Raw genomic sequence first — 23,736 nt, 5'->3', positions numbered from 1 at the left:
ATTCGTTAAATGGATTATTCAGATTGGCTTGATCGATTCCACAGATGAATGTGGTGGCTCTCGCCGCAGCGCAGTAGGGCGTGCCGCGCCGGATTTCACTGGAAAGGGCACTTTCAGCGTTTGCTGAAACCCCTCAATCTGGTGAAATGGCACACCGTATTCTTGTCGAACACAAGCTGCCTCCAGCCTCAAGGTACGCAAAAAAACCCGGCCAGCTTGCGCCGGACCGGGTTGAGGGACTACCGAGGAGGAGGTTTCGGCTTATCGCTTTACCATTCGGCAAAGCTGCCATCCTTGTGGCGCCAGATCGGGTTGCGCCAGCGGTGGCCGACTTCGGCGCGCTGACGGACATATTCTTCATTGATCTCGATGCCCAGGCCCGGGCCTTGCGGGATCTTGACGTAGCCGTCTTCATACGCGAACACGTTCTTGTCGCGGATGTAGTCCAGCAGGTCATTGCTTTCGTTGTAGTGGATGCCCAGGCTCTGCTCCTGGATGAAGGCGTTGTAGCTGCCGGCATCGACCTGCAGGCAGGACGCCAGTGCGATCGGGCCCAGCGGGCAGTGCAGCGCCAGCGCCACGTCGTAGGCTTCGGCCATCATGGCGATCTTGCGGGTCTCGGTGATGCCGCCGGCGTGCGAGACGTCGGGCTGGATGATGTCCACGTAACCCTCGGAGAGGATGCGCTTGAAGTCCCAGCGCGAATACAGACGCTCGCCCAGCGCGATCGGGGTCGAGGTCAGGTGGGCGATTTCCTTCAGGGCTTCCGAGTTCTCCGACAGCACCGGCTCTTCGATGAACATCAGCTTGTACGGCTCCAGTTCCTTGATCAGGACCTTGGCCATGGGCTTGTGCACGCGGCCATGGAAGTCCACGCCGATGCCCACGTTCGGGCCCACCGCTTCACGCACGGCTTGCACATTGGCCAGGGTCAGTTCGATCTTGTCGTGGCTGTCGATGAATTGCAGTTCTTCGGTGCCGTTCATCTTCACGGCGGTGAAACCGCGCGCCACCGCGTTCTTGGCCGCAGCAGCGGTATCGGCCGGCCGGTCGCCGCCGATCCAGGAATACACGCGAATCGAGTTGCGCACCGCGCCACCGAGCAGCTGGTGCACCGGTACGCCCAGAGCCTTGCCCTTGATGTCCCACAGGGCCTGGTCGATGCCGGCCAGGGCGCTCATGTGGATGGCGCCGCCACGATAGAAACCGCCGCGATAGAGCACGGTCCAGTGGTCCTCGATGTTGCGCGGGTCCTTGCCGACCAGGTAGTCGGCCAGTTCGTCCACCGCCGCGGCCACGCTGTGCGCGCGGCCTTCCACGATGGGCTCACCCCAGCCGACGATACCTTCGTCGGTCTCGATCTTGAGGAAGCACCAGCGCGGGGGCACGATGAAGGTGGAGATCTTGGTGATTTTCATTGTTCTGTCCGGTTATGCGTTTAATCTGTTGTGCAGATGAATGATCGCCATGCGATCGGTGACGACGATGTATGTCCTGTATGTCTTGTATGTCTTGTATGTCTTGTGAGCGAAATCAGCCCAGCGCCTGCCAGGCGGCCACGAAGGCCTGCGCGCGCGAACGCACGGCATCGGCGCTCAGGCCCGGGGTGTAGAGCGCAGAACCCAGGCCGAAGCCGGAGGCACCCGCCGCGCGGAACACGGCCATGCCTTCGGGGGTGATGCCACCCACGGGCAGCAGGGCGATGTCGCGGGCGATCACGGCACGCCAGGCCTTGACCACCTGCGGGCCCAGCTGCTCAGCCGGGAACATCTTGAGCACATCGGCCCCATTGTCCAAGGCCGCAAAGGCCTCGGTCACGGTGGCCACGCCCGGAGCGCTGTAGAGGCCAGCCTCGCGCGCCGCACGGATCACGGCGCCATCGCTGTGCGGCATGACGATCAACTCACCCCCGGCATCCTTGACCTCCTGCACCTGGGTCGGTTTCAAGACGGTGCCGGCACCGACGATGCAGTCGGCCGGCAGGCTCTTGCGCAGGATGCTGATGCTGGCCAGCGGTGCGGGCGAATTGAGCGGAACTTCGATGATGCGAAAGCCGCTCTCGTAGAGGGCAGCGCCGATGGCTTGGGCTTCCTCATTGCGCACGCCGCGCAGGATGGCGATCATGCCGGTACTGCGCAGGGCGTCGTGGAATCGTTGGGAGTGGGTGGTCATGGTCTTTTTCGTGATGCGGGGTACGTTGTGCAGTGAGGGGCGATCAGGCCAGCAGACCGGCGTGCTGCGCCAGTATCCACAGGCCCGTTTCGGTGGCGGCGTCGGCCTGGCTGGCCGGGCCCAGTCCATACAGGTCCAGGGCCAGCTGGTAGCGGCGGCACAGGCCGGGGTCGCCGATGAGGACGATGTCCGGGGTGGACGGATACAGGCGCTTGAGTGCGGCGATCTCGTGGCCGATCAACAGGCCTGACAGGTAGTCCGGCTGCGCCTCGGCCGCCAGCGCGCCGGTCAGGCCCAGGGTACGGCTGCTGAAGATGTTGGACAGTACGCCGCTCTGGCCCTGCTCGCTCTTTGCCACACCGGCACCGCGCAGAAAGGCTTCGTCGTCGGCCACCTCGGGCTTGTGCATGGTGCGTCCGAGAATGGTGTGGGCACACAGGGCGCCATAGACTTCGCCGGTCATGAAAGTGTCGAAATGTGCGATGCGTCCCTCAAGCACGCGCACCCACTTGGAATGCGTGCCGGGCAGACCGATCAGCAGTTCGCGCTCCTGGCGGGTTTGCAGGGCACCGATGACCTGGGTCTCTTCACCGCGCATGACGTTGGGCAGCGTCCCCTGTTCCAGCAGGCCCGGCACGATCCACAGAGGGCGACCCAGACCGGTATCGACTTCGGTCAGCTGGCGGCCGATCAGCGCGGGGGCCAGCGGTACGTTCAGGTAGGCGGCTTCGCGCCAGCCCTGCTTGCTGCCGACCATGCCGGCGGCAATCAGAGGAGCGGCGGGGGCCGCCTTGAGCCAGTCTGCGCAGGCTGCTTCCAGCGCCGCGCGGTAGGGCGCCTGGGCATCTTCGCCATGGCCGACGGCTGGCAGGTTCATGATGCCCCACGGATGGGCGCGGCGCTCGACCACCTGCCCGCTGCCATCGAAACGATAGCAGCGTAGCGAGGAGGTCCCCCAGTCTAGGGCGATCAGGGCACAGTCTTGATTCAATTCCTGGTTCATCTTCATGAGGGCGCGTCAGCGCGCAAGGCTCGTTTGTCGGGGAGTGCACTGCACCGGGTCCTGGGCGATCTCGCAGACCGTGAAGCGGGTCAGCAGTACCATGTCCTCACCCGGGGCCAGGGCGATCAGGCCGGGTTGCTTGGGCAGGTGGAAGGCATCGATGGGATGCGTGACCGGCTCCAGGCAGAAATACGGCAGGCCATTGGGGCGGAACATCAGCACATAGCCGCTGCGATCCGTGGTGTGCATCTGCAGGCGCAGGCCGCGCGTGGGATCTTCGATCATGGCCAGGCCATCCCAGCCCTCGAAGCAATTGTCGATCAGGCCGCCCTGCAGCGATGCGGCGCGGTTGTAGTCCCAGTCGGCCGGCAGTTCACGCGAGAAAGCCGTCGGGATGCGATCCGGTCCCGACAGCCACACCCCGCGCGAGCGGAATTGCAGGCGGGTTTGTGCGTCATGCAGGAAATACGGATGCAGGCCCAGACCGTAGGGCAGGGTCTCGTCGCCGGTGTTGGTCACGCGCAGTTCGATTTCCAGCGCATTCTCGCGCAGGGTCAGCACCTGGCGCGCACGATAGACATAAGGGTTGCCGTCACAGCGATCCGAGTCCAGTTCCAGGGTCATGCGGTCCTCGGCCTGGGCCACGATGGACCACGCCTGGCGCCAGCTGTCGCCGTGGATGGGATAGGGTTCGCCGGCGCGGTTGGGTGCCAGCGGGTAATGCTTGCCATTGAACTCGAAGCCGCCGCCGGTGATGCGATTGGACCAGGGCAGCAGCGGGAAGCACGCGGTCGCGTACAGTTTGGCCGGGTCGGCACTCCAAGGGCGCAGCAGCGGCAGCCACTTGCGCTCACGCTGCCATTCCCAGCCGGCCAGTGCGCCGCCTAGCGCTGGCAGCACGTGCAGACGCTGGCGCCCCGATTGCAGGGTATGGATTTCCGGCAGCCCCTGGGCGCCTGCGGGTTGGGCATCGCTTGCTCGGGATGGCATGGTGTCTCGTATCTTGTTATGGAGTGCTGCGTGCATCGTCGGCACAGGGACGCGTTGTCCAACGCGTCGTCCCTCTTGGGGCTGTCTGAAGTCGTCGGCAGGAAGAGGGAGTCGGTTCACGTGGGTTCGCGCCCGGTCTTCATGCAGTGCGCTTCAAAAAAAATCTGGCTGATCCTATCACTGCACTCCGATAGGGAATAATGAAAAAAACATCGCAAACGATATCAAAAATGCGCGCCGCATGCCGGCAAGCAAAACGACCGGCCTGCGTGCCCCGGTACGCCTCACGAAGAGACCGGTTGCTTCCAACGATGTGCGAAACGATATCGAGAAACATTAAAAATTCATTGGATACGGATTGGTCGCTTGCCTAATATTGAGCGCGAATCAAGGGCGATCAGGGCTGTCCGCGATTCCAACCGCACCGCGCCGCTTCCAATTCATACCTACAAATCAAACGCATTGCGGCGCAGCGCACCCCACGCATAGAAAAAAGGGAAGTCCACAATTCCCTGCCAACGGAGACTGACAATGAACTCGAAGAGAAGAGCGCTTCTGGGCGCAGCCATTTGCATGAGCCTGGGCAGCAGCGCCGTGAGCTTCTCGGCCTTTGCCGCCGACAAACCAATGACCATGGGCTTCTCGCAGGTGGGTGCCGAAAGTGAATGGCGCACCGCCAATACCGTATCGATCAAGGAGGCCGCCAAGGCGGCCGGTGTCAACCTGAAATTCGCCGACGCCCAGCAGAAGCAGGAAAACCAGGTCAAGGCGATCCGCTCCTTCATCGCGCAAAAGGTCGACGTGATCGCCTTCTCCCCGGTGGTGGAATCGGGCTGGGAAACCGTGCTGCGTGAGGCCAAGGCTGCCAAGATCCCGGTGATCCTGACCGACCGCGCCGTCAATGTCAGCGACAAGTCGCTCTATGTCACCTTCATCGGTTCGGACTTCGTGGAGGAAGGACGTCGCGCCGGCCGCTGGCTGCTGGAAAAGGCCAAGTCCATGCCGGCCGGTGATATCAACATCGTGGAATTGCAGGGTACCGTGGGTTCGGCCCCGGCCATCGATCGCAAGGCTGGCTTCGAAGAAGTCATCAAGAGCGAACCGCGCCTGAAGATCATCCGTTCGCAGACCGGCGACTTCACCCGCGCCAAGGGCAAGGAAGTGATGGAAGCCTTCCTCAAGGCCGAGGGCAAGAAGATCAATGTGCTCTTCGCCCACAACGACGACATGGCCATCGGCGCCATCCAGGCCATCGAAGAGGCAGGTCTCAAGCCCGGCAAGGACATCACCATCATCTCCATCGATGGCGTCAAGGGCGCCTTCGAAGCCATGATGGCCGGCAAGCTCAATGTGACCGTGGAATGCAGCCCGCTGCTGGGCCCGCAACTGATGCAGGTGGCCAAGGACATCAAGGCAGGCAAGGAAGTCCCCAAGCGCATCACCACCGTGGAAGGCGTTTTCCCGGCCGAAGTGGCCGCCAAGGAATTCCCCAACCGCAAGTACTGATCGCGGCATGACGGCCCGACGCGCGCACTGGAGCTTCCAGGGCGCGCGCCGTGCTGGTTTGGCCTGATGCCGGGCGCTGCTTGCGCAGCGGCCCTGCATCGGGGTTCCGATGGTTCTGATGGAGTTGCGATGACGATGTCTGTCGGGGCGCAGGCGCGTCCCATGCTGGAATTGAGCGGTATCCACAAGGCATTTGCGGGCGTGAAGGCGCTCACCGATGTCGGCTTGCGGCTGTTCCCGGGGGAAGTCCATACCCTGATGGGACAGAATGGCGCAGGCAAGTCCACGCTGATCAAGGTGCTCACCGGCGTGCACGAACCCGATCAAGGCAGGATTGAACTGGATGGCCACGCCATTGCGCCGGCCTCCACCCTGGAGGCGCAGTCGCTGGGTATCAGCACGGTCTATCAGGAAGTCAACCTGTGTCCCAACCTGTCGGTGGCGGAGAATATCTTCGTGGGCCGCTATCCGCGCCGCTTCGGGCGCATCGACTGGAAAAGCGTACATGCGCAATCCAGGCAGCTGCTGCAGCAGTTGCAGATCGATATCGATGTGGGCGCGCAATTGTCGTCCTATCCGCTGGCGATCCAGCAGATGGTGGCAATCTCTCGCGCCCTCTCGGTTTCGGCCAAGGTATTGATCCTGGATGAACCGACTTCCAGTCTTGATGATGCCGAGGTCCAGCAACTGTTCAAGGTGCTGCGCCGCCTGCGCGAACAGGGCATGGCGATTCTTTTCGTCACGCACTTCCTGGACCAGACTTATGACATATCGGATCGCATCACCGTACTGCGCAATGGCGTGCGCGAGGGCGAGTATCTGGTTGCTGACCTGTCACGACTGGAGCTGGTCAACAAGATGGTGGGCGTGAGCGCGGTCGATCATCGTCAGGTCGACGCCGGTGCCGAGGCCCTGGCCTCGGAACTGTCGGGCGATGAATCCGGCAAGGGCGAGGTCTTTCTGCAGGCCGATGGCTTTGGCCGCCACGGCGTACTGGCCCCGCAGGATCTGGAATTGCGGCGCGGTGAAGTGTTCGGTCTGTGCGGTCTGCTCGGTTCAGGGCGGACCGAGATGGCGCGCCTGCTGTTCGGTGCCGACCGCGCCGATTGCGGAGAACTGCGCGTCGAGGGCCGCAGCGTGAAGTTCAACGTGCCGCGCGATGCGATTGCGGCGGGCATCGGTTTTTGTTCGGAAGACCGCAAGAAGGAAGGTGCGATCCTCGAATTGTCCGTGCGCGAGAACATCATCCTGGCGTTGCAGGCAAGCCAGGGTCTGTTCCGGGTGCTGCCGCGCAAGCGCCAGAACCAGATCGCATCAGATTACGTCAGGTGGCTGGGCATCAAGACCGCCGACCTGGAAACCCCCATCGGCCTGCTCTCCGGCGGCAACCAGCAGAAAGCCTTGCTGGCGCGCTGGCTGGCCACCGATCCGGGCATGTTGATCCTGGATGAACCCACGCGCGGCATCGACGTGCGCGCCAAGCAGGAGATCATGGATTTCGTCATCGCCATGTGTCGCAAGGGCAAGGCTATTCTTTTCATTTCCTCGGAAATCCCCGAGGTCCTGCGCTGCAGCGACCGTATGCTGGTGCTGCGCGACCGCCGTGCCTGCGGCCAGTATCGGCGCGGCGAGCTCGACGAGCAGTCGGTCTTGCAGGTAATCGCGGGAGAGGCCGCATGAGTGCATCCATGGATTCCAAACTCATTCCCGACAGCGCCGCCACCGGCAGCGCGCCGGTCTTCGCGGTACTGCTGCGTCATCCGCTGATGCGTCCGCTGGCGGCGCTGGCCTTGCTGCTGCTGATCGATTTTCTGATGGTGCCCGGCTTCTTCCGGCTGGAGATCAAGGATGGCCACCTCTATGGCGCGGTCATCGACATCATCAACCGCGCCGCACCGCTGATGCTGGCGGCGCTGGGCATGACCCTGGTCATCGCCACGCGCGGCGTCGACATCTCGGTGGGGGCGGTAGTGGCCATCTCCGGTGCGGTCGCGGCCGTTCTCATCGGCGGCAAGATGGTGGTGGTCAATGGCGTCCCGGAATACGTCAGCAACGTGCCGATGGTGTGGGCACTGTGCGCGGCGATGGCGGCGGCGCTGCTGTGTGGCGCATGGAACGGCCTGCTGGTGGCCGGTCTCGGGCTGCAACCCATCATCGCCACGCTGATCCTGATGGTGGCCGGACGCGGGCTGGCGCAGTTGTTTACGGATGGTCAGATCGTGACGGTGTATTACAAGCCCTTCTTCTTCCTGGGGGGCGGCTATCTGTTCGGACTACCGTTCTCGCTCTATATCGCCGCGGCCATGTTCCTGCTGCTGGCGCTGTTGATGAAGAAGACTGCGCTGGGCCTGTTCATCCAGTCGGTCGGCATCAATCCGGTGGCCTCGCGCCTGGCCGGTATCCGTACCGCTGCGCTGATCTTCTTTGTCTACATGTTCTGCAGCGCCTGTGCCGGGCTGGCCGGACTGATGATCGCCTCCAACATCAAGAGTGCCGACGCCAACAACGCCGGCCTGTTGCTGGAGCTCGATGCGATCCTCGCCGTCACCCTGGGCGGCACGTCGCTGGCCGGGGGCAAGTTCAGCCTGGTGGGCAGCGTCATCGGCGCGCTCATCATCCAGACGCTGACCTATACGATCTATTCGCTGGGCGTGCCGCCTGAAGTCAATATGGTGGTCAAGTCCATCGTGGTGTTCCTGGTCTGCCTGTCGCAGTCGCCGGAGTTCCGCCGCATGTTGAGGATGTCCAAATCATGATGCCTGTTTCTTTCTTGCGGCGTGCTTCGCACGCGCCGTGGTTCACGTCCATGGTCACGGTGGTGTTGCTGGTGCTCATGCTGGTAGTCGGGGCGATGGGCTATGATGGTTTCCTGTCGCCCCAGGTGATGCTCAATCTCTTGATCGACAATGCCTTCCTCTTGGTGGTGGCCATCGGCATGACCTTCGTCATCCTCTCCGGCGGCATCGATCTCTCGGTCGGCTCGGTGCTGGCACTGACCACGATGGTGGCGGCTTTCCTGCTGCAGAACTGGCACTGGCCGCCGCTGCTGGTGATGGCTGCCGTGTTGCTCATGGGCGCCGGCTTTGGCGCGGCCATGGGGGCGCTGATCCATTACTTCCGGCTGCAAGCCTTCATCGTCACGCTGGCCGGGATGTTCCTGGCGCGCGGGCTGTGCTACCTCATCAGCATCAATTCCATCACCATCGATGATCCGCTGTTCGTCACGTTGTCGCAGACGCGGATCGAGTTCGCCGGTCTGTTCATTTCTCCCAGCGTGGTCATCGCGTTGCTGGTGCTGGCCGTGGCGATCTGGATGGCACATGGCACCCGCTTCGGTCGTGCCGTCTATGCCATCGGTGGCAGCGAGCAGTCAGCTCTGCTGATGGGCTTGCCGGTGGGACGCACCAAGGTTCTGGTGTATGCCTTCAGCGGCTTCTGCGCATCGGTGGCCGGCTTGCTGTTTTCCTTCTACATGCTCTCGGGATACGGGCTGCATGCACAAGGTGTGGAGCTCGATGCGATTGCGGCCGTGGTCATCGGCGGGACCCTGCTCACCGGCGGCTATGGTTACGTGGCCGGAACACTGACCGGCGTACTCATCCTTGGCGTGATCCAGACCCTCATTGCCTTCGATGGCAGCCTCAGTTCCTGGTGGACCAGGATCTTCATCGGCGCGCTGTTGTTCGTCTTTTGTGTCGCACAGCGCGTCATTTCTCTGGGAGCCCTGCGCGGCAAACCGGCCGGATCGGCGAAAGCCGCGCCAGCCGGGGCTTAGGCGGGATTTTTTAAGCTTAATTAAGATAACTTTACATAGAGGGAGTTATACCGAAAAACATATCCATTACGCTCAAAAAATCATTAGAAATGTATTGGTAAAGCAATTAATGTAGAGCCCGCAAAACAGTTGCTCTGCATGACATTCATCAGAAATAGCGGCGCTGTTTTAGATAACTACAACACGCCATTCCAACAATGAGACTGGAGACTCGAAGCATGAAAATCAAATCCGTATTGAGCGGTATCGCCCTCGGCCTGGGTGTGACCCTGATGTCCATCAGCGCACAGGTGAGCGCGCAGAGCAAGGCACTGGTCGGTGTGGCCATGCCCACCAAGTCTTCGGCCCGCTGGATTGCCGACGGCAACAACATGGTCAAGGTCCTCAAGGAAAAGGGCTACCAGACCGACCTGCAATACGCCGAAGACGACATCCCCAACCAGCTGTCCCAGATTGAGAACATGCTGACCAAGGGCGCCAAGGTGCTGGTGATCGCCGCCATCGACGGCACCACCCTGACCGACGTGCTGCAGAAGGCCGCCGACAAGGGCGTCAAGGTCATCGCCTATGACCGCCTGATCCGTGGTTCCAAGAACGTCGACTACTACGCCACCTTCGACAACTTCCAGGTCGGCGTGCTGCAGGCGCAGTCGCTGGAAAAGGCTCTGGGCCTGAAGGAAGGCAAGGGCCCGTTCAACATCGAACTGTTCGGCGGTTCCTCGGACGACAACAACGCCTTCTTCTTCTACAACGGCGCCATGTCGGTCCTGAAGCCCTACATCGACAGCGGCAAGCTGGTGGTGCGTTCCAAGCAGATGGGCATGGACAAGGTCGCGACCCTGCGCTGGGATCCGGCAACCGCCCAGGCCCGTATGGACAACCTGCTGTCGGCCTACTACACCAATGCCAAGGTCAACGCCGTGCTGTCCCCGTATGACGGCCTGTCCATCGGTATCCTGTCCTCGCTGCGCGGCGTGGGCTACGGTACTCCGCAACAGCCGTTCCCGTATGTCTCGGGTCAGGATGCCGAAATTCCTTCGGTCAAGTCCATCATCCGTGGCGAGCAGTATTCCACCATCTTCAAGGACACTCGCGAACTGGCCAAGGTCACCGTTGGTATGGTGGATGCACTCATGGGCGGCAAGCAGCCCCAGATCAACGATACCAAGACCTACAACAACGGCGTGAAGGTCGTGCCGTCCTACCTGTTGAAGCCGGTCGTGGTCGACAAGTCGAACTGGAAGCAGATCCTGGTGGGCAGCGGCTACTACACCGAAGCGCAACTGAAGTAATCGTTTGAGGTAATACGCGGGCGGCAGCGTCAATGACGCTGCCGCGCGTGGCAAGAGTGTGTCACCGCCATACCCGACAAGAACAACAAGCAGAAGCAGGCAAGAAGAACAGCATGGTCCCGCTCTGTGCGGGACTAATTCTTTCAGCGTTGCGCTTGCCCCCGTGCAACGCAAACGAGACAGGCAAGTCCGGCTACGTCACCCACGCAAGACCGGCAAAAGAGAGGTCAGCATCATGAGCAACATTCTGGAAATGCGCGGCATCGAAAAGAGCTTCCCGGGTGTGAAGGCGTTGAACAACGTCAACCTGGCAGTGCGCGAAGGCGAGATCCATGCGATCGTCGGCGAGAACGGCGCCGGCAAATCCACGCTGATGAAGGTGCTTTCGGGTGTGTACCCGCACGGCAGCTATTCCGGCGACATCGTCTACAAAGGTGAGGTGCGTGCCTTCAAGGATATTCGCGACAGCGAACACCTGGGCATCATCATCATCCACCAGGAGCTGGCCCTGGTGCCTCTGCTGTCGGTGATGGAAAACCTGTTCCTGGGCAACGAGCAAGCCAGTGGCGGCGTCATCGACTGGGAGCATTCCTACGTGCGCGCCAAGGAACTGCTGGCCAAGGTCGGCCTGAAGGAGTCACCCCTGACCAAGGTCGGCGACCTGGGCGTGGGCAAGCAGCAACTCATCGAAATCGCCAAGGCGCTCTCCAAGGAAGTCAAGCTGCTGATCCTGGACGAGCCCACCGCCAGCCTCAATGAAAGCGACTCCGATGCCCTGCTGGAACTGCTGCTGGAACTGAAGCGCCAGGGCATTGCCTCGATCCTCATTTCGCACAAGCTCAACGAGATTTCCAAGGTCGCCGATTCCATCACCGTGCTGCGCGACGGCACCACCGTCGATACCTTCGACTGCCGCGCCGAGCCGATCAGCGAAGACCGCATCATTCAGCACATGGTGGGCCGCGAGATGGCCGACCGCTATCCGCAGCGCGATCCACAGATCGGCGAGGTCATCTTCGAAGTGCGCGACTGGCGAGTGCATCACCCGCTGCACTCGGATCGCCTGGCCATCAAGGACGTCAACATGACCGTGCGCGCCGGCGAGATCGTCGGTATTGCCGGGCTCATGGGCGCCGGTCGTACCGAACTGGCCAAGAGCATCTTTGGCCGTGCCTACGGCAAGAAGATTACCGGCCAGGCCTTCCTGCATGGCAAGGAAGCGGACCTGTCCACCATCGAGAAGGCCATCGCCAAGGGCATCGCCTACGTCACCGAAGACCGCAAGGGTGATGGCCTGGTGCTGGAAGAAGACATCAAGAAGAACATCTCGCTGGCCAATCTGGGCGGCGTGTCCGAGCGCACCGTCATCGACGAGGCGCGCGAGTACAAGATCGCGGCCGATTTCAAGCAACAGATGCGCATCCGCTGTTCCAGCGTGCTGCAGAAAGTGGTCAACCTCTCCGGCGGCAATCAGCAGAAGGTGGTGCTGTCGAAGTGGCTGTTCTCGCAGCCGGAAGTGCTGATCCTGGATGAACCTACGCGCGGCATCGACGTGGGCGCCAAGTTCGAGATCTACAACATCATCAGCAAGCTGGCCGCCGAGGGCAAGTGCATCATCATGATCTCCTCGGAAATGCCGGAACTGCTGGGCATGTGCGACCGCATCTACGTGATGAACGAAGGCCAGTTCGTGGGCCACCTGCCCAAGGCCGAGGCCACGCAGGAAAACATCATGCGCGCCATCATGCGCAACAAGCGCATCGATGACCCGGGCCTGTCCCAGGCTGCCTGAACGCAAACCATCAAGCCGGAGCCAAACCGGCGGCAACACCCATAAAGTCCATCAAGACCAGAGAGCACCCGAGGAGCAAGACAATGGAGAGCATTGACATGAGCAAGAAACCGGCCGTCGCCAGCGGCGCCGTCGAGAAGAAGGATTACGGCAGCTTCCTGAAGAACAACATGCGCGAATACGGCATGCTGATGTCGCTGGTGGCCATCATGGCCTTCTTCCAGATCATGACCGACGGCACGCTGATGCGTCCGCTGAACCTGACCAACCTGGTCCTGCAGAACAGCTACATCGTCATCATGGCGCTGGGCATGCTGATGGTGATCGTGGCCGGCCACATTGACCTGTCAGTGGGCTCGGTGGTGGGTCTGGTCGGCGCACTGGCCGCCGTGCTGATGGTGAACTACGGCTGGGGCTTCGTGCCGGCCTCCATCGTCTGCCTGATCGCCGGTGGCTTGATCGGCGCGGCGCAGGGTTACTGGATCGCCTACTTCAAGATCCCGTCCTTCATCGTCACCCTGGCCGGCATGCTGGTCTTCAAGGGCATGGCACTGGCGCTGTTGCAGGGTCAATCCCTGGGCCCCTTCCCGCAGACTTTCCAGATGCTGTCCTCGGGCTTCATTCCCGAGCTGACCGGCAGCACCACCTTCCGTACCACCTCGCTGGTGGTGGGCGTGGTCGCGGCCGTGGTGCTGATCCTGGTCAAGCTGCATGGCCGCCGCAAGCAGACCAAGCACGGTATGGAAGATGAACCGGCGGCGTTCTTCCTGCTCAAGAATGGTGTCTTTGCTGCGGCCATCATCGCCTTCAGCTATCTGCTGTCGACCTATCGCGGCATGCCCAATGTGCTCATCATCATGTTCGCGCTGATGGTCTTCTATACCTTCGTCACCAGCCGCACCACCCTGGGCCGTCGCGTCTATGCCGTGGGCGGCAATGAAAAGGCGGCCAAGCTGTCGGGTATCAAGACCGAACGCGTGTCCTTCTTCACCTTCGTCAACATGGGCGTGCTGGCGGGACTGGCCGGTCTGATCTTCGCGGCACGTCTGAACACCGCCACTCCCAAGGCTGGCCTGGGCTTCGAGCTGGACGTGATCGCGGCCTGCTTCATCGGCGGCGCATCGGCCTCGGGCGGCGTGGGCAAGGTCATGGGCGCAGTCATCGGCGCCTTCATCATGGGCGTGATGAACAATGGCATGTCCATCATGGGCATCGGCATCGACTACCAGCAGATGATCAAGGGCCTGGTCCTGCTGATGGCCGTGTGCTTCGACGTCTACAACAAGAACAAGTAATCCGGATCAAGCAAGGCGGGCCTGGCGCCCGCCTTTTGCATTCGGCAGCAAGCGGTTTTCCAGATCCTTCGTTTTCTGTCATTCAGGAATTCAACAATGAGTAGCGACAAAAAAGACAAGAGCCGCACCCTGCGCTCGGCCGGCTGGTTCGGTACCGCCGACAAGAACGGTTTCATGTACCGCAGCTGGATGAAGAACCAGGGCATCCCCGACCACGAGTTCCAGGGCAAGCCAGTCATCGGCATCTGCAACACCTGGTCGGAACTGACGCCCTGCAATGCCCACTTCCGCAAGATCGCCGAACATGTGCGCCGCGGCATCATCGAAGCCGGTGGCTTCCCGGTGGAGTTCCCGGTGTTCTCCAACGGCGAATCCAACCTGCGCCCCACCGCCATGCTGACTCGCAACCTGGCCAGCATGGACGTGGAAGAATCGATCCGTGGCAATCCCATCGACGCCGTGGTGCTGCTCACCGGCTGCGACAAGACCACCCCGGCCCTGCTGATGGGCGCGGCCAGCTGTGACGTGCCGGCCATCGTCGTGACCGGTGGTCCGATGTTGAACGGCAAGCACCAGGGCCGCGATATCGGGTCGGGCACCGTGGTCTGGCAGCTGTCGGAACAGGTCAAGGCCGGTGAAATCACCATCCATGACTTCATGGCCGCCGAAGCGGGCATGTCGCGTTCGGCCGGTACCTGCAACACCATGGGCACCGCCTCGACCATGGCCTGCATGGCCGAGTCGCTGGGCGTGTCGCTGCCGCACAATGCGGCGATCCCCGCCGTCGATGCGCGCCGCTATGTTCTCGCGCACCTCTCCGGCATGCGCATCGTCGACATGGTCTGGGAAGGCCTGACCCTGTCCAAGATCCTGACCCGCAAGGCTTTCGAGAATGCCATCCGCACCAATGCCGCCATCGGCGGCTCCACCAATGCGGTGATCCACCTCAAGGCCATCGCCGGCCGCATCGGCGTGGATCTGGAACTGGAAGACTGGACCCGCATCGGACGTGGCACCCCGACCATCGTCGATCTGCAACCCTCCGGTCGCTACCTGATGGAAGAGTTCTACTATGCCGGCGGCCTGCCTGCCGTGTTGCGCCGCCTGGGCGAAGCCGACCTGCTGCCGCACAAGGATGCCCTGACCGTCAACGGCCAGACCATGTGGGACAACGTCAAGGACGCCCCGATCTACAACGATGAAGTGGTGCGCCCGCTGGCCAAGCCGCTCATCGAAGACGGCGGCATCTGCATCCTGCGCGGCAACCTGGCGCCGCGCGGTGCGGTCCTGAAGCCCTCGGCAGCCACCCCTGAACTGATGAAGCATCGCGGCCGCGCGGTGGTCTTCGAGGACTTCGCTCATTACAAGGAACGCATCAACGATCCCGATCTGGATGTGGATGCCAGCTGCGTGCTGGTGATGAAGAACGTCGGCCCCAAGGGTTACCCCGGCATGGCCGAAGTGGGCAACATGGGCTTGCCGCCCAAGGTGCTGGCCACCGGCGTGAAGGATATGGTCCGCATTTCGGACGCGCGCATGAGCGGCACCGCCTATGGCACCGTGATCCTGCACGTGGCACCGGAAGCCGCTGCCGGCGGCCCGCTGGGCATCGTCCAGGATGGCGACTTCATCGAGCTGGATGCCTACGCAGGCAAGCTGCAGCTGGACATCAGCGAGGAAGAGATGCAGCGCCGCCTGGCCGAGCGCGCCAAGCTGCTGGCCGAACGCAAGCCCGAGATGGTCGGCGGCTACCAGTCCCTGTATGTGGACCGCGTGCTGCAGGCTGACGAAGGTTGCGACTTCGACTTCCTGGTCGGCTGCCGTGGTGCTGCCGTGCCCAAGCATTCGCACTGATCTTCCTCCCTTCATCGTGATGCCGGTGTCGCGCCTTGTGCGCGCACCGGCCAGCAAGGACACTTCATGAGCACTACTCCCCAGAACGTACAACTGGCGCACTTCCCCAGCCTGAAGGGCAAGCGCGTCTTCATCACCGGCGGCGGCACCGGCATCGGTGCGGCCATTGTCGAAGCGTTTGCGCAACAAGGTGCGCATGTGGCCTTCGTCGATATCGCCACCGAGGCCAGCGAAGCGCTGTGCAATGACGTGGCGGCGGCCGGTCACCCCAAGCCGCTGTTCCGTCAATGCGACCTGCGTGACATCCCGGCCTTCCAGGCCACCATCGCCGAGCTGCAAGCGCAACTGGGCGACTTCGACGTGCTGGTCAACAATGCCGCCAATGACCAGCGTCACACGCTGGAAGAAGTGACGCTGGAGTACTGGAACGATCGCATCGCCATCAACCAGCGTCCGTCCTTCTTTGCGGTGCAGTCGGTGGTGGAAGGCATGAAGCGCCGTGGCGGCGGTTCCATCATCAACTTCAGCTCCATCAGCTGGCATCAGTCCAGTGGCGGCTTCCCGGTCTACACCACGGCCAAGGCCTCGACTCTGGGCCTGACACGCGGCCTGGCGCGCGACCTCGGCCCGCACAAGATCCGCGTCAATACCGTGACACCGGGCTGGGTCATGACCGAACGCCAGATCAAGCTGTGGCTGGATGAAGAGGGCAAGAAGGCGATCGCCCGCAACCAGTGCCTGCAGGGCGATCTGTTGCCCTGGCACCTGGCACGCATGGTGCTGTTCCTGGCCGCCGACGATAGCGCCATGTGCACCGCGCAGGAATTCATCGTCGACGCCGGTTGGGTGTGACAGGTTTGACGATGCGCGCCTGCGCTGCGGACCAGAAAGAGTCGCCCAATGGCGACTCTTTTTTTTTGCGCAAATTTTGCGCAAACGCTAAAAGAGTTTGGAAGCGGGAGGTAACCTGGAGAGTTTCCGGAAAAAGCTGTATGACAGCTTGAAAAAACTTAGTTTTTTGCGCGCGTGGGGTGTTGTTTTTTAGCCGCGTTTTTTAAAGTTTTTTTGCGGTGTGATTTTGTTTTTGGTGCCGCGTTGTCGCCCGATTTCAGAGAGTCTTACGTTACCTTACATTTCTTAATAAAACTCGGCGCAGCAAACCGACCCCGGCATGGCACATGCCCGGGCAGGCGGGGGAATCAGTAAATCATCTTCGCCACTTCGCGGATCGCCTGCAGGACCAGGTTGGCCCCGGGCGAGAGCAGGTTGTCCTGGCGCGTGATGATGCCGAAGCCGGCCATGCGGCAGGGCAGTTCGATGGGCAGGATATCCATCAGGCGTGCCTGGGTGTAGTAGCGTGCCACTTCGGTGGGCATTGCGTAGATGAAATCGGTCTGCTGCAACAGGCTGGTGATGAAGAGGATGGCGGTAGTGTCGACCACGTTGGAGGGCGGCGCCAGGCCTTGCTCACGGAACATCTGGTCGCAGCGTGCCCGCAGGATGCTGCCCTTGGGCGCCATGATCCAGGCTTCGCTGGCCAGGTCAGCCAGGCTCAGGTCGGTACGGGTGTGGAAGGGATGGCCCACGCGGGCCACGGCGCACACGGGCTCATCGGCCAGCTCTTCATAGAGCAGGCCGCCACGGGCCTCTTCGTCCAGGATGCGACCGATGATGAAGTCCAGCTCCCCGTGCAGCAGGCGCGAGAGCAGGATGTTGCTGCTTTCCACCTCTACGCCGATGCGCAACATCGGCGCCTGTTCCTTGACCCGTGCGATGGCCGGAGGCAGCAGAGCCATGCCCGGCGAGAGGATCACGCCCACGTCGACCTGGCCGGAGAGGCCCGATTTCAGGGCCACGATGTCTTCATGCGCCTTGGACAGGCTGGTCAGGGCCATGCGCGCATGGCGGATCATGGCCTCGCCATAGATGGTGGGCCGCATGCCGCGCGGCAGGCGCTCGAACAGGGACACGCCCAGCATGTCCTCGAGGTCCTTGAGTTGCTTGGAAGCAGCCGGCTGCGTCATGTTCAGCTCGCTGGCGGCGCGGTGGATGTTGCGGGTGTCGTCGAGAGCGATCAGCAGAAGCAGCTGACGGGTCTTCAATCGCGCCCGCAGAAACCAGTTCGGGTCACTGTTTTTCATAAGTCTCCGGGGACGGTTTTTAGAACCCATTTCGTAAATAGGCACTCACGCCTATTTACGAAATGGGTTCTAAATTTTATCAATCGTTTTTTATTAGGAATTGATGATATCAAATCGCATATCGGAATTGCTAAAGATTTCATTGGAAAGACATGAACTGAATACTTAGTATCTAGCCACATTCCGGGCTGTACAGGAGACAACCAGCGCAGCTACGGGATGAAAGAGAAGACGGTCGGGCAGCATCAAAACAACAAGTTGGGAGACTGTCAGGGGTCCGTCAGGACCCAGGGGTCTGAAGTGCAACGCTGCACGGCCAAGCCCACCGACGAAAAAAATTTTAAACGGCAATATCCACGGAGACTATTCATGAAGCAAGTGAAGCCATCCTTTATTGGAGCAAAGACCCTGTGCGCGCTGGCGCTCATGGGAGCGTTCTCGGCACAGGCGCAGGCGCAAAGCAGTGTCACCATTTACGGCCGTGTCGTGGCCGGTGTCGACTTCCAGACCAATGCCGGTACCAACGGTCAAGGTTCCAAGTGGAGCGCCGCCAACAATCAATGGGGCACCAGCATGATCGGCTTCAAGGGCACGGAAGACCTGGGCGGCGGTAACAATGCCTTCTTCCTGATCGAATCCGGTTTCAATTCGACCAAGGGCGCCCTCAACGGCACCGACACCAGCAACAATGCCCTGTTCAACCGTCGTTCCTACGTCGGTCTGTCCTCGGCCACCGCCGGTTCCATCAAGTTCGGCAAGAACCTGTTCATCAACAATGACATCTGGTATCTGGATCCGACCGGCCAGCAAGCCATCGGTACCGTGACCCTGGTCAACGGCCGCAACTGGCCGGGTGCTTCCAACATCATCGAGTACAACAGCCCCGACATGGCTGGTTTCACCGTCAATCTGCAGACCAGCCTGGGTGAAAAGGCCGGTTCGTTCAACGGCGGCGTGACCAACACTGGCAACAGCGATGGTCGCAAGGACGGCATCTCGGTGGCCTACCAGAAGAACGGCCTGGAACTGCGCGCCATCTATGACGTGATCCGTGATTCCAACGGCGACTACACCAACGTCTGGAGCCACTCCAAGGAACTGATCCTGGGCGGTACCTACAAGATCGACAAGCTCAAGATGTTCGTCGGCTACGAAAACCTGCGTGCGCCCAATGCCGCGGCAGGTGCCCCGAGCCGTGCCAACCAGTACTGGATCGGCGCCAACTATGACGTGACCTCGCAACTGCAACTGGTCGCTTCCTGGTTCCACGTCAATGCCAACAACGCTTCGGTCAGTTCTTCCGGCGTGGGCAATGGCGGCGGCACGGCCAACCTGTACATGGCTGGCGTGAACTACTTCCTGTCCAAGCGTACCCTGCTGTACGTCGACGTGGGCACCGTGCGTAACGGCACTGGCGCTGGTCACGTCCTGGAAAACGGTGCCGACAACGGCGTTTCCGGCTTGAAGCAGACCGGTGGTTACTTCGGTATCGCCCACTCGTTCTGATGTAACGAACAGCAGTATCTGTAATCCTTCCTGAGGTGGTCTTGATGTAGTTGAGGGTGGGCGCAAGCCCACCCTTTTTTGTCTTGGTGGTGCATGGTTGATTGCGCCATTCAAACTATCTATATTGTTTATTTAATTTATTTCATTTTTTCATTTTTTCATTTATTTGATTTGCAGGCGGAACCCCGATGAATGCGCAATTGCTGGTTGACGGACATCATGAACTGGGCGAAGGAGTGCTCTGGTGCGAGCGCTCGCAGACGGTCTTCTGGACCGATATCCACGCATCCCGCTTGTGGAACCATGATCCGGCCAGTGGTGCCACGCGCAGCTGGGGCATGCCGGAACGCCTGTGCTGCTTTGCCTTCACGGCCGAAGCGCAGCGTCTTCTGATCGGACTGGAATCGCGCCTGGCCTTCTTCGACCTGAACACCGGCAGCATCAGTCCGATCTGCCGCATCGAAGGCGATCTGCCGACCACGCGCCTCAATGATGGCCGCTGCGACCGCCAGGGCCGTTTCGTTTTCGGGACCTTGAATGAAGACGCCGGCCGCGCGCCCATCGCCAGCTTCTATCGCTTGAATGCCGACCTGAGCCTGGAACGCCTGGCCCTGCCTGGTATCGCCATTTCCAACAGCATCTGCTTCAGCCTCGATGGCAGGCTGATGTATCACTGCGACTCCATGGCCGGCAAGATCATGGTGTGTGACTACGACACCGACAGCGGCGCCGTCTCCAATGCGCGCCTCTTCGCCGATCTGTCCGGGCAGCCGGGTGGCCCCGATGGTTCCACCGTCGACGCCGATGGTTACGTCTGGAACGCCCAGTGGGGTGGTGCGCGCGTGGTGCGGTTTGCCCCTGACGGCAGGATCGACCGCATCATCGATGTGCCCACCGCGCAGCCGTCCTGCGTGGCGTTCGGCGGTGCCGACTTTGCTACCCTGTTCGTGACCACCGCCCACGAAGGCATGAGCGCCGGACAACGCGCCCAAGACAAGCTGGCCGGTGCCTTGTTCAGCGTGCCGTTGCCTGGTGTGCGCGGCCTGCCGGAAGTGCGCTTCGCCGGCTGAGGCCTTGCCTCGGGTCCGTCCTCAGGACCCGAAACTTGAATCCCCCATCAGCCGCGACAGCCGCGCCGATATTTCCTGGACGATGCCTTGCACCTCGTCCAGGCTGGGATTGACCTTCTTGTCGATGCGTTCGATATAGGGCACGTTCAAGGCCGCCAGCATGCGGTCGTTGGCGCCCATGACCGGATAGGACAGGTTGATCACCCCCCGGATCTGGCGGCTTTCCATGCGCGAGTGACCGCGTTTGCGCGTGTCCTCGATCTGGCGCATCAACTGCGCCGTCTCGATTTCCTGTTCACCATCCATGCGCACGTGCGCAGCCAGCATGCTGGCGCGCTCGGCCTGGTCGCGAAACGCCAGCAGCACATGGCCCGAGGCGGTATCGGTCAGGCTCACCAGCGCACCGACCTTCAGCCCGAAGGCCCAGCGCTCGGGACTGTCGACCTGTGCCACCACGATCACCCGACCGGCTTCATAGACCGTCAGATGGGTCGACTGCATCGAGCGATTGGCCAGCTCGCGCATGTGGGGCAGGGCAGTGCTGACCAGCGAGCGGATCGGTTGATGATGGTGCGCCAGTTCAAACAGTTTCAGCGAGAGCCGGTAATGGTCGTTGTCGGCCACCAGATAGCCGCGCTGTTCCAGCGTGACCACCATGCGGAAGATCTCGTTGACGCTGCGCCCCAGTTGCCGGGAAATCTGGTTCAGGGTCAGCATCTGCTCCGAGCGGCTCAGCAACTCCAGGATGTCCAGGCCCTTGTCCAGCGCCGGCGCGGCGTAGCGCGTCTTGCCACTGGCGCTTTCCTCCTCGTGGTCGGCGGCGGTCTGCACGGCAGGGGCTTCGGCGGGATGGAGTTTCCGGGTTCTGGGCATGGCGTTCTGGTGCAATGGTCGCAAGATCGCAAAAGCGGGCGGTTGATGGGGCCGGATTGTAGGGGATTTTGATGAAAAAACCATTTTATTTGTAAAATAAATTTTCATGAATGACCTCTTGATGCGGCATCGTCATCACGAAATCGATATCGATCGGCGCGGAAACTTCATCGGGACAGCCCTGCATTGGGAGGATAATCGGGGTTATGCTCTGTCACTCACAGATGAAATGAAATTTTATTTGTGAGAGAAATCAAAAAAGGGGCCCGGCCCCGGAGACGATCACCCTGGGCCGTCCGCCACGGACCGCCCGGCCGACGGCAGCCCCTTGGCGCCCCGGCATCCACGTTAGAGACTGATGACCAAGATCACTGCCCTGCGCGTGCTGGACGTGCGCTTTCCTACTTCGCAATCGCTGGATGGGTCCGATGCGATGAATCCGGATCCGGATTATTCGGCCGCCTATGTCATCCTCGACACCGACAATGAACAACTCAAGGGTCACGGCCTGACCTTCACCATCGGCCGTGGCAACGAGATCTGCTGCGCCGCCATCCGTGCCATGGAGCACCTGGTGGTGGGCCTGGAGCTGGACTGGATTGCCGCCGACATGGGGCGCTTCTGGCGCCATGTCACCTCCGACAGTCAGCTGCGCTGGATCGGTCCGGACAAGGGGGCCATCCACCTGGCTACCGGCGCGGTGGTCAATGCCGCCTGGGACCTGTGGGCCAAGGCGGTCGGCAAGCCGGTGTGGAAACTGGTGGCCGACATGACGCCCGAGGAGCTGGTGCGCACCATCGACTTCCGCTACATCACCGATTGCATCACCCCGGACGAAGCGCTGGCGCTGCTGCGCGCAAAAGAGGCCGGCAAGGCCGAGCGCCTGCGCACGCTGGAACAGGACGGCTATCCCTGCTACACCACCTCGGCCGGATGGCTCGGCTATGACGACGCCAAGCTGCGGCGACTGTGCCAGGAAGCCGTCGACCAGGGCTTCAACTACGTCAAGCTCAAGGTTGGCCGCGATCTCGAAGACGACAAGCGGCGCGTGCGCATCGCCCGTGAAGTGTTGGGGCCGGAGCGCAATCTGATGATCGATGCCAATCAGGTCTGGGAAGTGGATCAGGCCATCGACTGGGTCAATCAACTGGCCTTCGCGCAACCGTGGTTCATCGAGGAACCGACCAGCCCGGATGACGTGGAAGGCCATCGCAAGATCCGCGCGGGCATCGGTGCGGTCAAGGTCGCTACCGGCGAGATGTGCCAGAACCGCGTGCTCTTCAAGCAGTTCATCATGCGCGATGCCATCGATGTGGTGCAGATCGATTCCTGTCGCCTGGGCGGCGTCAATGAAATCCTGGCCGTCATGCTCATGGCCGCCAAGTACGGCAAGGTCGTCTGCCCGCATGCCGGTGGCGTGGGCCTGTGCGAATATGTGCAGCACCTGTCGATGATCGACTACCTCTGCATTTCCGGCAGCAAGGACGGGCGCGTGACCGAATACGTGGACCACCTGCACGAGCACTTCGTCGATCCCTGCGTGATCCGCAACGCGGCCTACATGCCGCCCGCCTTGCCGGGGTTTTCGATCGAAATGAAGCCTGCTTCACTGGAGCAGTACCGCTTCCGGGATTAAGGCAGACATTGCCATTGCAAGATGAACGAAAAGAACGAAAACGGAGACTGATGTGGATTTGAACCTGCAAGAGAAGGTAGTCATCGTGACCGGTGGCGCCTCCGGCATCGGCGGAGCGATCAGCCTGCAGCTGGCGGCCGAGGGCGCCATTCCCGTGGTGTTTGCGCGCAGCGCACCAGAGCCGCAGTTCTGGAGCCGCCTGACCGGTCTGCAGCCGCTTGCCGCCCTGTTCCAGCTGGAATTGCAGGACGAGGCAGCCTGCGGCGAGGCCGTTGCCGAGACCGTGCGGCGCTTCGGCCGTCTCGATGGCCTGGTCAACAATGCCGGGGTCAATGACAGTGTGGGTCTGGATGCCGGGCGCAATGAATTTGTCGCCTCGCTGGAACGCAACCTGATCCACTATTACGTGATGGCGCATTATTGCGTGCCCCACCTCAAGGCCACGCGCGGTGCCATCCTCAATGTCTCCTCCAAGACGGCCGTCACGGGGCAGGGCAATACCAGCGGCTATTGCGCATCGAAGGGCGCGCAATTGTCGCTCACGCGCGAATGGGCCGCCGCTCTGCGCGACGATGGCGTGCGCGTCAATGCCCTCATCCCTGCCGAAGTGATGACCCCGCTCTACGAGAAATGGATCGCCACCTTCGAGCATCCCCAGGAGAAACTCGATGCCATCACCAGCAAGATCCCGCTGGGCAAGCGTTTCACCACCTCCGAGGAAATGGCCGACATGGCGGTGTTCCTGCTCTCGGGACGTTCCTCGCATACCACCGGGCAATGGGTCTTCGTCGATGGGGGCTATACCCATCTCGACCGCGCCCTGACCTGAGG

General features: G+C 61.5%; 19 protein-coding genes. 13 read left to right on the top strand and 6 right to left on the bottom strand.

Features of this window, described 5'->3' with window-relative positions:
- Positions 1–269 precede the first annotated feature (269 nt).
- The 4 genes from dgoD to ACODSZ_RS11275 all read right to left on the bottom strand — a co-directional run bounded on the left by dgoD (position 270) and on the right by ACODSZ_RS11275 (position 4,165).
- Positions 270–1,418, bottom strand: a complete 1,149-nt coding sequence (dgoD, locus tag ACODSZ_RS11290; protein ID WP_088755358.1) for a galactonate dehydratase — start codon at positions 1,416–1,418, stop codon at positions 270–272.
- A gap of 115 nt (positions 1,419–1,533) precedes the next feature.
- The gene (locus tag ACODSZ_RS11285; RefSeq protein ID WP_008326066.1) at positions 1,534–2,172 is read right to left on the bottom strand and encodes a 2-dehydro-3-deoxy-6-phosphogalactonate aldolase; all 639 of its coding nucleotides are present in this window, start codon (positions 2,170–2,172) and stop codon (positions 1,534–1,536) included.
- Between the two features lie 43 nt (positions 2,173–2,215).
- Positions 2,216–3,175 carry a 2-dehydro-3-deoxygalactonokinase gene (locus tag ACODSZ_RS11280; protein WP_034349909.1) on the bottom strand — a complete coding sequence of 320 codons (960 nt, stop codon included), beginning with the start codon at positions 3,173–3,175 and terminating at the stop codon, positions 2,216–2,218.
- Positions 3,176–3,190: 15 nt separating this feature from the next.
- On the bottom strand, positions 3,191–4,165 hold the full coding sequence (locus ACODSZ_RS11275) for an aldose 1-epimerase (RefSeq protein ID WP_488927600.1): 975 nt from the start codon (positions 4,163–4,165) through the stop codon (positions 3,191–3,193).
- 531 nt (positions 4,166–4,696) lie between these two features.
- Here ACODSZ_RS11275 and ACODSZ_RS11270 point away from each other — a divergent pair.
- The 9 genes from ACODSZ_RS11270 (at position 4,697) to ACODSZ_RS11230 (ending at position 16,531) form a co-directional block, all read left to right on the top strand.
- Positions 4,697–5,671 carry an ABC transporter substrate-binding protein gene (locus ACODSZ_RS11270; RefSeq protein WP_488927599.1) on the top strand — a complete coding sequence of 325 codons (975 nt, stop codon included), beginning with the start codon at positions 4,697–4,699 and terminating at the stop codon, positions 5,669–5,671.
- A gap of 129 nt (positions 5,672–5,800) precedes the next feature.
- The gene (locus ACODSZ_RS11265; RefSeq protein ID WP_488927598.1) at positions 5,801–7,351 is read left to right on the top strand and encodes a sugar ABC transporter ATP-binding protein; all 1,551 of its coding nucleotides are present in this window, start codon (positions 5,801–5,803) and stop codon (positions 7,349–7,351) included.
- Positions 7,348–8,427 carry an ABC transporter permease gene (locus ACODSZ_RS11260; protein ID WP_034349819.1) on the top strand — a complete coding sequence of 360 codons (1,080 nt, stop codon included), beginning with the start codon at positions 7,348–7,350 and terminating at the stop codon, positions 8,425–8,427. Before ACODSZ_RS11265 ends, ACODSZ_RS11260 begins: the two co-directional genes overlap by 4 nt.
- Positions 8,424–9,446, top strand: a complete 1,023-nt coding sequence (gene yjfF, locus ACODSZ_RS11255; protein WP_008326078.1) for a galactofuranose ABC transporter, permease protein YjfF — start codon at positions 8,424–8,426, stop codon at positions 9,444–9,446. Before ACODSZ_RS11260 ends, yjfF begins: the two co-directional genes overlap by 4 nt.
- Positions 9,447–9,664: 218 nt before the next feature.
- Positions 9,665–10,738 carry a multiple monosaccharide ABC transporter substrate-binding protein gene (gene chvE, locus ACODSZ_RS11250; protein WP_175342776.1) on the top strand — a complete coding sequence of 358 codons (1,074 nt, stop codon included), beginning with the start codon at positions 9,665–9,667 and terminating at the stop codon, positions 10,736–10,738.
- A gap of 235 nt (positions 10,739–10,973) precedes the next feature.
- Positions 10,974–12,530 carry a multiple monosaccharide ABC transporter ATP-binding protein gene (mmsA, locus tag ACODSZ_RS11245; protein ID WP_175342777.1) on the top strand — a complete coding sequence of 519 codons (1,557 nt, stop codon included), beginning with the start codon at positions 10,974–10,976 and terminating at the stop codon, positions 12,528–12,530.
- A gap of 83 nt (positions 12,531–12,613) precedes the next feature.
- Positions 12,614–13,825 carry a multiple monosaccharide ABC transporter permease gene (gene mmsB, locus ACODSZ_RS11240; protein ID WP_175342778.1) on the top strand — a complete coding sequence of 404 codons (1,212 nt, stop codon included), beginning with the start codon at positions 12,614–12,616 and terminating at the stop codon, positions 13,823–13,825.
- Between the two features lie 96 nt (positions 13,826–13,921).
- A complete protein-coding gene (locus ACODSZ_RS11235; protein ID WP_008326085.1) occupies positions 13,922–15,679 on the top strand; it encodes an IlvD/Edd family dehydratase in 1,758 nt (585 codons plus the stop codon).
- A 66-nt stretch (positions 15,680–15,745) separates the two neighbouring features.
- Positions 15,746–16,531, top strand: a complete 786-nt coding sequence (locus ACODSZ_RS11230; protein WP_175342779.1) for an SDR family NAD(P)-dependent oxidoreductase — start codon at positions 15,746–15,748, stop codon at positions 16,529–16,531.
- A 347-nt stretch (positions 16,532–16,878) separates the two neighbouring features.
- Here ACODSZ_RS11230 and ACODSZ_RS11225 read toward each other — a convergent pair whose 3' ends face one another.
- The gene (locus ACODSZ_RS11225) at positions 16,879–17,820 is read right to left on the bottom strand and encodes a LysR family transcriptional regulator (protein WP_008326088.1); all 942 of its coding nucleotides are present in this window, start codon (positions 17,818–17,820) and stop codon (positions 16,879–16,881) included.
- Positions 17,821–18,189: 369 nt separating this feature from the next.
- On the opposite strand from ACODSZ_RS11225, the gene ACODSZ_RS11220 reads away from it, so the two are divergent.
- Together ACODSZ_RS11220 and ACODSZ_RS11215 are read left to right on the top strand one after the other, a co-directional pair.
- Complete coding sequence (locus ACODSZ_RS11220; protein ID WP_241822244.1) at positions 18,190–19,326, top strand: porin; 1,137 nt, start codon at positions 18,190–18,192, stop codon at positions 19,324–19,326.
- A gap of 188 nt (positions 19,327–19,514) precedes the next feature.
- Positions 19,515–20,396, top strand: coding sequence for an SMP-30/gluconolactonase/LRE family protein (locus ACODSZ_RS11215; protein ID WP_241822245.1), 882 nt, complete (start codon positions 19,515–19,517; stop codon positions 20,394–20,396).
- Between the two features lie 21 nt (positions 20,397–20,417).
- On the opposite strand, the gene ACODSZ_RS11210 is transcribed toward ACODSZ_RS11215, so the two are convergent.
- Positions 20,418–21,269 (bottom strand): IclR family transcriptional regulator, encoded by an 852-nt coding sequence (locus tag ACODSZ_RS11210; RefSeq protein WP_034349913.1) that lies wholly within the window; start codon positions 21,267–21,269, stop codon positions 20,418–20,420.
- 358 nt (positions 21,270–21,627) lie between these two features.
- Between ACODSZ_RS11210 and ACODSZ_RS11205 the strand changes: the two genes are divergently transcribed.
- The gene (locus tag ACODSZ_RS11205; protein WP_175342781.1) at positions 21,628–22,905 is read left to right on the top strand and encodes an L-fuconate dehydratase; all 1,278 of its coding nucleotides are present in this window, start codon (positions 21,628–21,630) and stop codon (positions 22,903–22,905) included.
- A gap of 52 nt (positions 22,906–22,957) precedes the next feature.
- Entirely contained in the window at positions 22,958–23,734 is a 777-nt protein-coding gene (locus tag ACODSZ_RS11200) for an SDR family oxidoreductase (protein ID WP_488927597.1), read from the top strand.
- The last annotated feature ends 2 nt before the right edge of the window (positions 23,735–23,736 follow it).

The sequence above is a fragment of the Herbaspirillum sp. FG34 genome (genome assembly GCF_057809315.1).
The sequence above is the reverse complement of the archived record's forward strand: the minus strand, read 5'-3'. Positions and strand labels throughout refer to the sequence as shown.

Excerpts from the sequence above, each read along its gene's own strand:
- dgoD (WP_088755358.1), bottom strand. The coding sequence starts at position 1,418 with ATGAAAATCACCAAGATCTCCACCTTCATCGTGCCCCCGCGCTGGTGC.
- ACODSZ_RS11285 (WP_008326066.1), bottom strand. The coding sequence starts at position 2,172 with ATGACCACCCACTCCCAACGATTCCACGACGCCCTGCGCAGTACCGGC.
- ACODSZ_RS11280 (WP_034349909.1), bottom strand. The coding sequence starts at position 3,175 with ATGAACCAGGAATTGAATCAAGACTGTGCCCTGATCGCCCTAGACTGG.
- ACODSZ_RS11275 (WP_488927600.1), bottom strand. The coding sequence starts at position 4,165 with ATGCCATCCCGAGCAAGCGATGCCCAACCCGCAGGCGCCCAGGGGCTG.
- ACODSZ_RS11270 (WP_488927599.1), top strand. The coding sequence starts at position 4,697 with ATGAACTCGAAGAGAAGAGCGCTTCTGGGCGCAGCCATTTGCATGAGC.
- ACODSZ_RS11265 (WP_488927598.1), top strand. The coding sequence starts at position 5,801 with ATGACGATGTCTGTCGGGGCGCAGGCGCGTCCCATGCTGGAATTGAGC.
- ACODSZ_RS11260 (WP_034349819.1), top strand. The coding sequence starts at position 7,348 with ATGAGTGCATCCATGGATTCCAAACTCATTCCCGACAGCGCCGCCACC.
- yjfF (WP_008326078.1), top strand. The coding sequence starts at position 8,424 with ATGATGCCTGTTTCTTTCTTGCGGCGTGCTTCGCACGCGCCGTGGTTC.
- chvE (WP_175342776.1), top strand. The coding sequence starts at position 9,665 with ATGAAAATCAAATCCGTATTGAGCGGTATCGCCCTCGGCCTGGGTGTG.
- mmsA (WP_175342777.1), top strand. The coding sequence starts at position 10,974 with ATGAGCAACATTCTGGAAATGCGCGGCATCGAAAAGAGCTTCCCGGGT.
- mmsB (WP_175342778.1), top strand. The coding sequence starts at position 12,614 with ATGGAGAGCATTGACATGAGCAAGAAACCGGCCGTCGCCAGCGGCGCC.
- ACODSZ_RS11235 (WP_008326085.1), top strand. The coding sequence starts at position 13,922 with ATGAGTAGCGACAAAAAAGACAAGAGCCGCACCCTGCGCTCGGCCGGC.
- ACODSZ_RS11230 (WP_175342779.1), top strand. The coding sequence starts at position 15,746 with ATGAGCACTACTCCCCAGAACGTACAACTGGCGCACTTCCCCAGCCTG.
- ACODSZ_RS11225 (WP_008326088.1), bottom strand. The coding sequence starts at position 17,820 with ATGAAAAACAGTGACCCGAACTGGTTTCTGCGGGCGCGATTGAAGACC.
- ACODSZ_RS11220 (WP_241822244.1), top strand. The coding sequence starts at position 18,190 with ATGAAGCAAGTGAAGCCATCCTTTATTGGAGCAAAGACCCTGTGCGCG.
- ACODSZ_RS11215 (WP_241822245.1), top strand. The coding sequence starts at position 19,515 with ATGAATGCGCAATTGCTGGTTGACGGACATCATGAACTGGGCGAAGGA.
- ACODSZ_RS11210 (WP_034349913.1), bottom strand. The coding sequence starts at position 21,269 with ATGCCCAGAACCCGGAAACTCCATCCCGCCGAAGCCCCTGCCGTGCAG.
- ACODSZ_RS11205 (WP_175342781.1), top strand. The coding sequence starts at position 21,628 with ATGACCAAGATCACTGCCCTGCGCGTGCTGGACGTGCGCTTTCCTACT.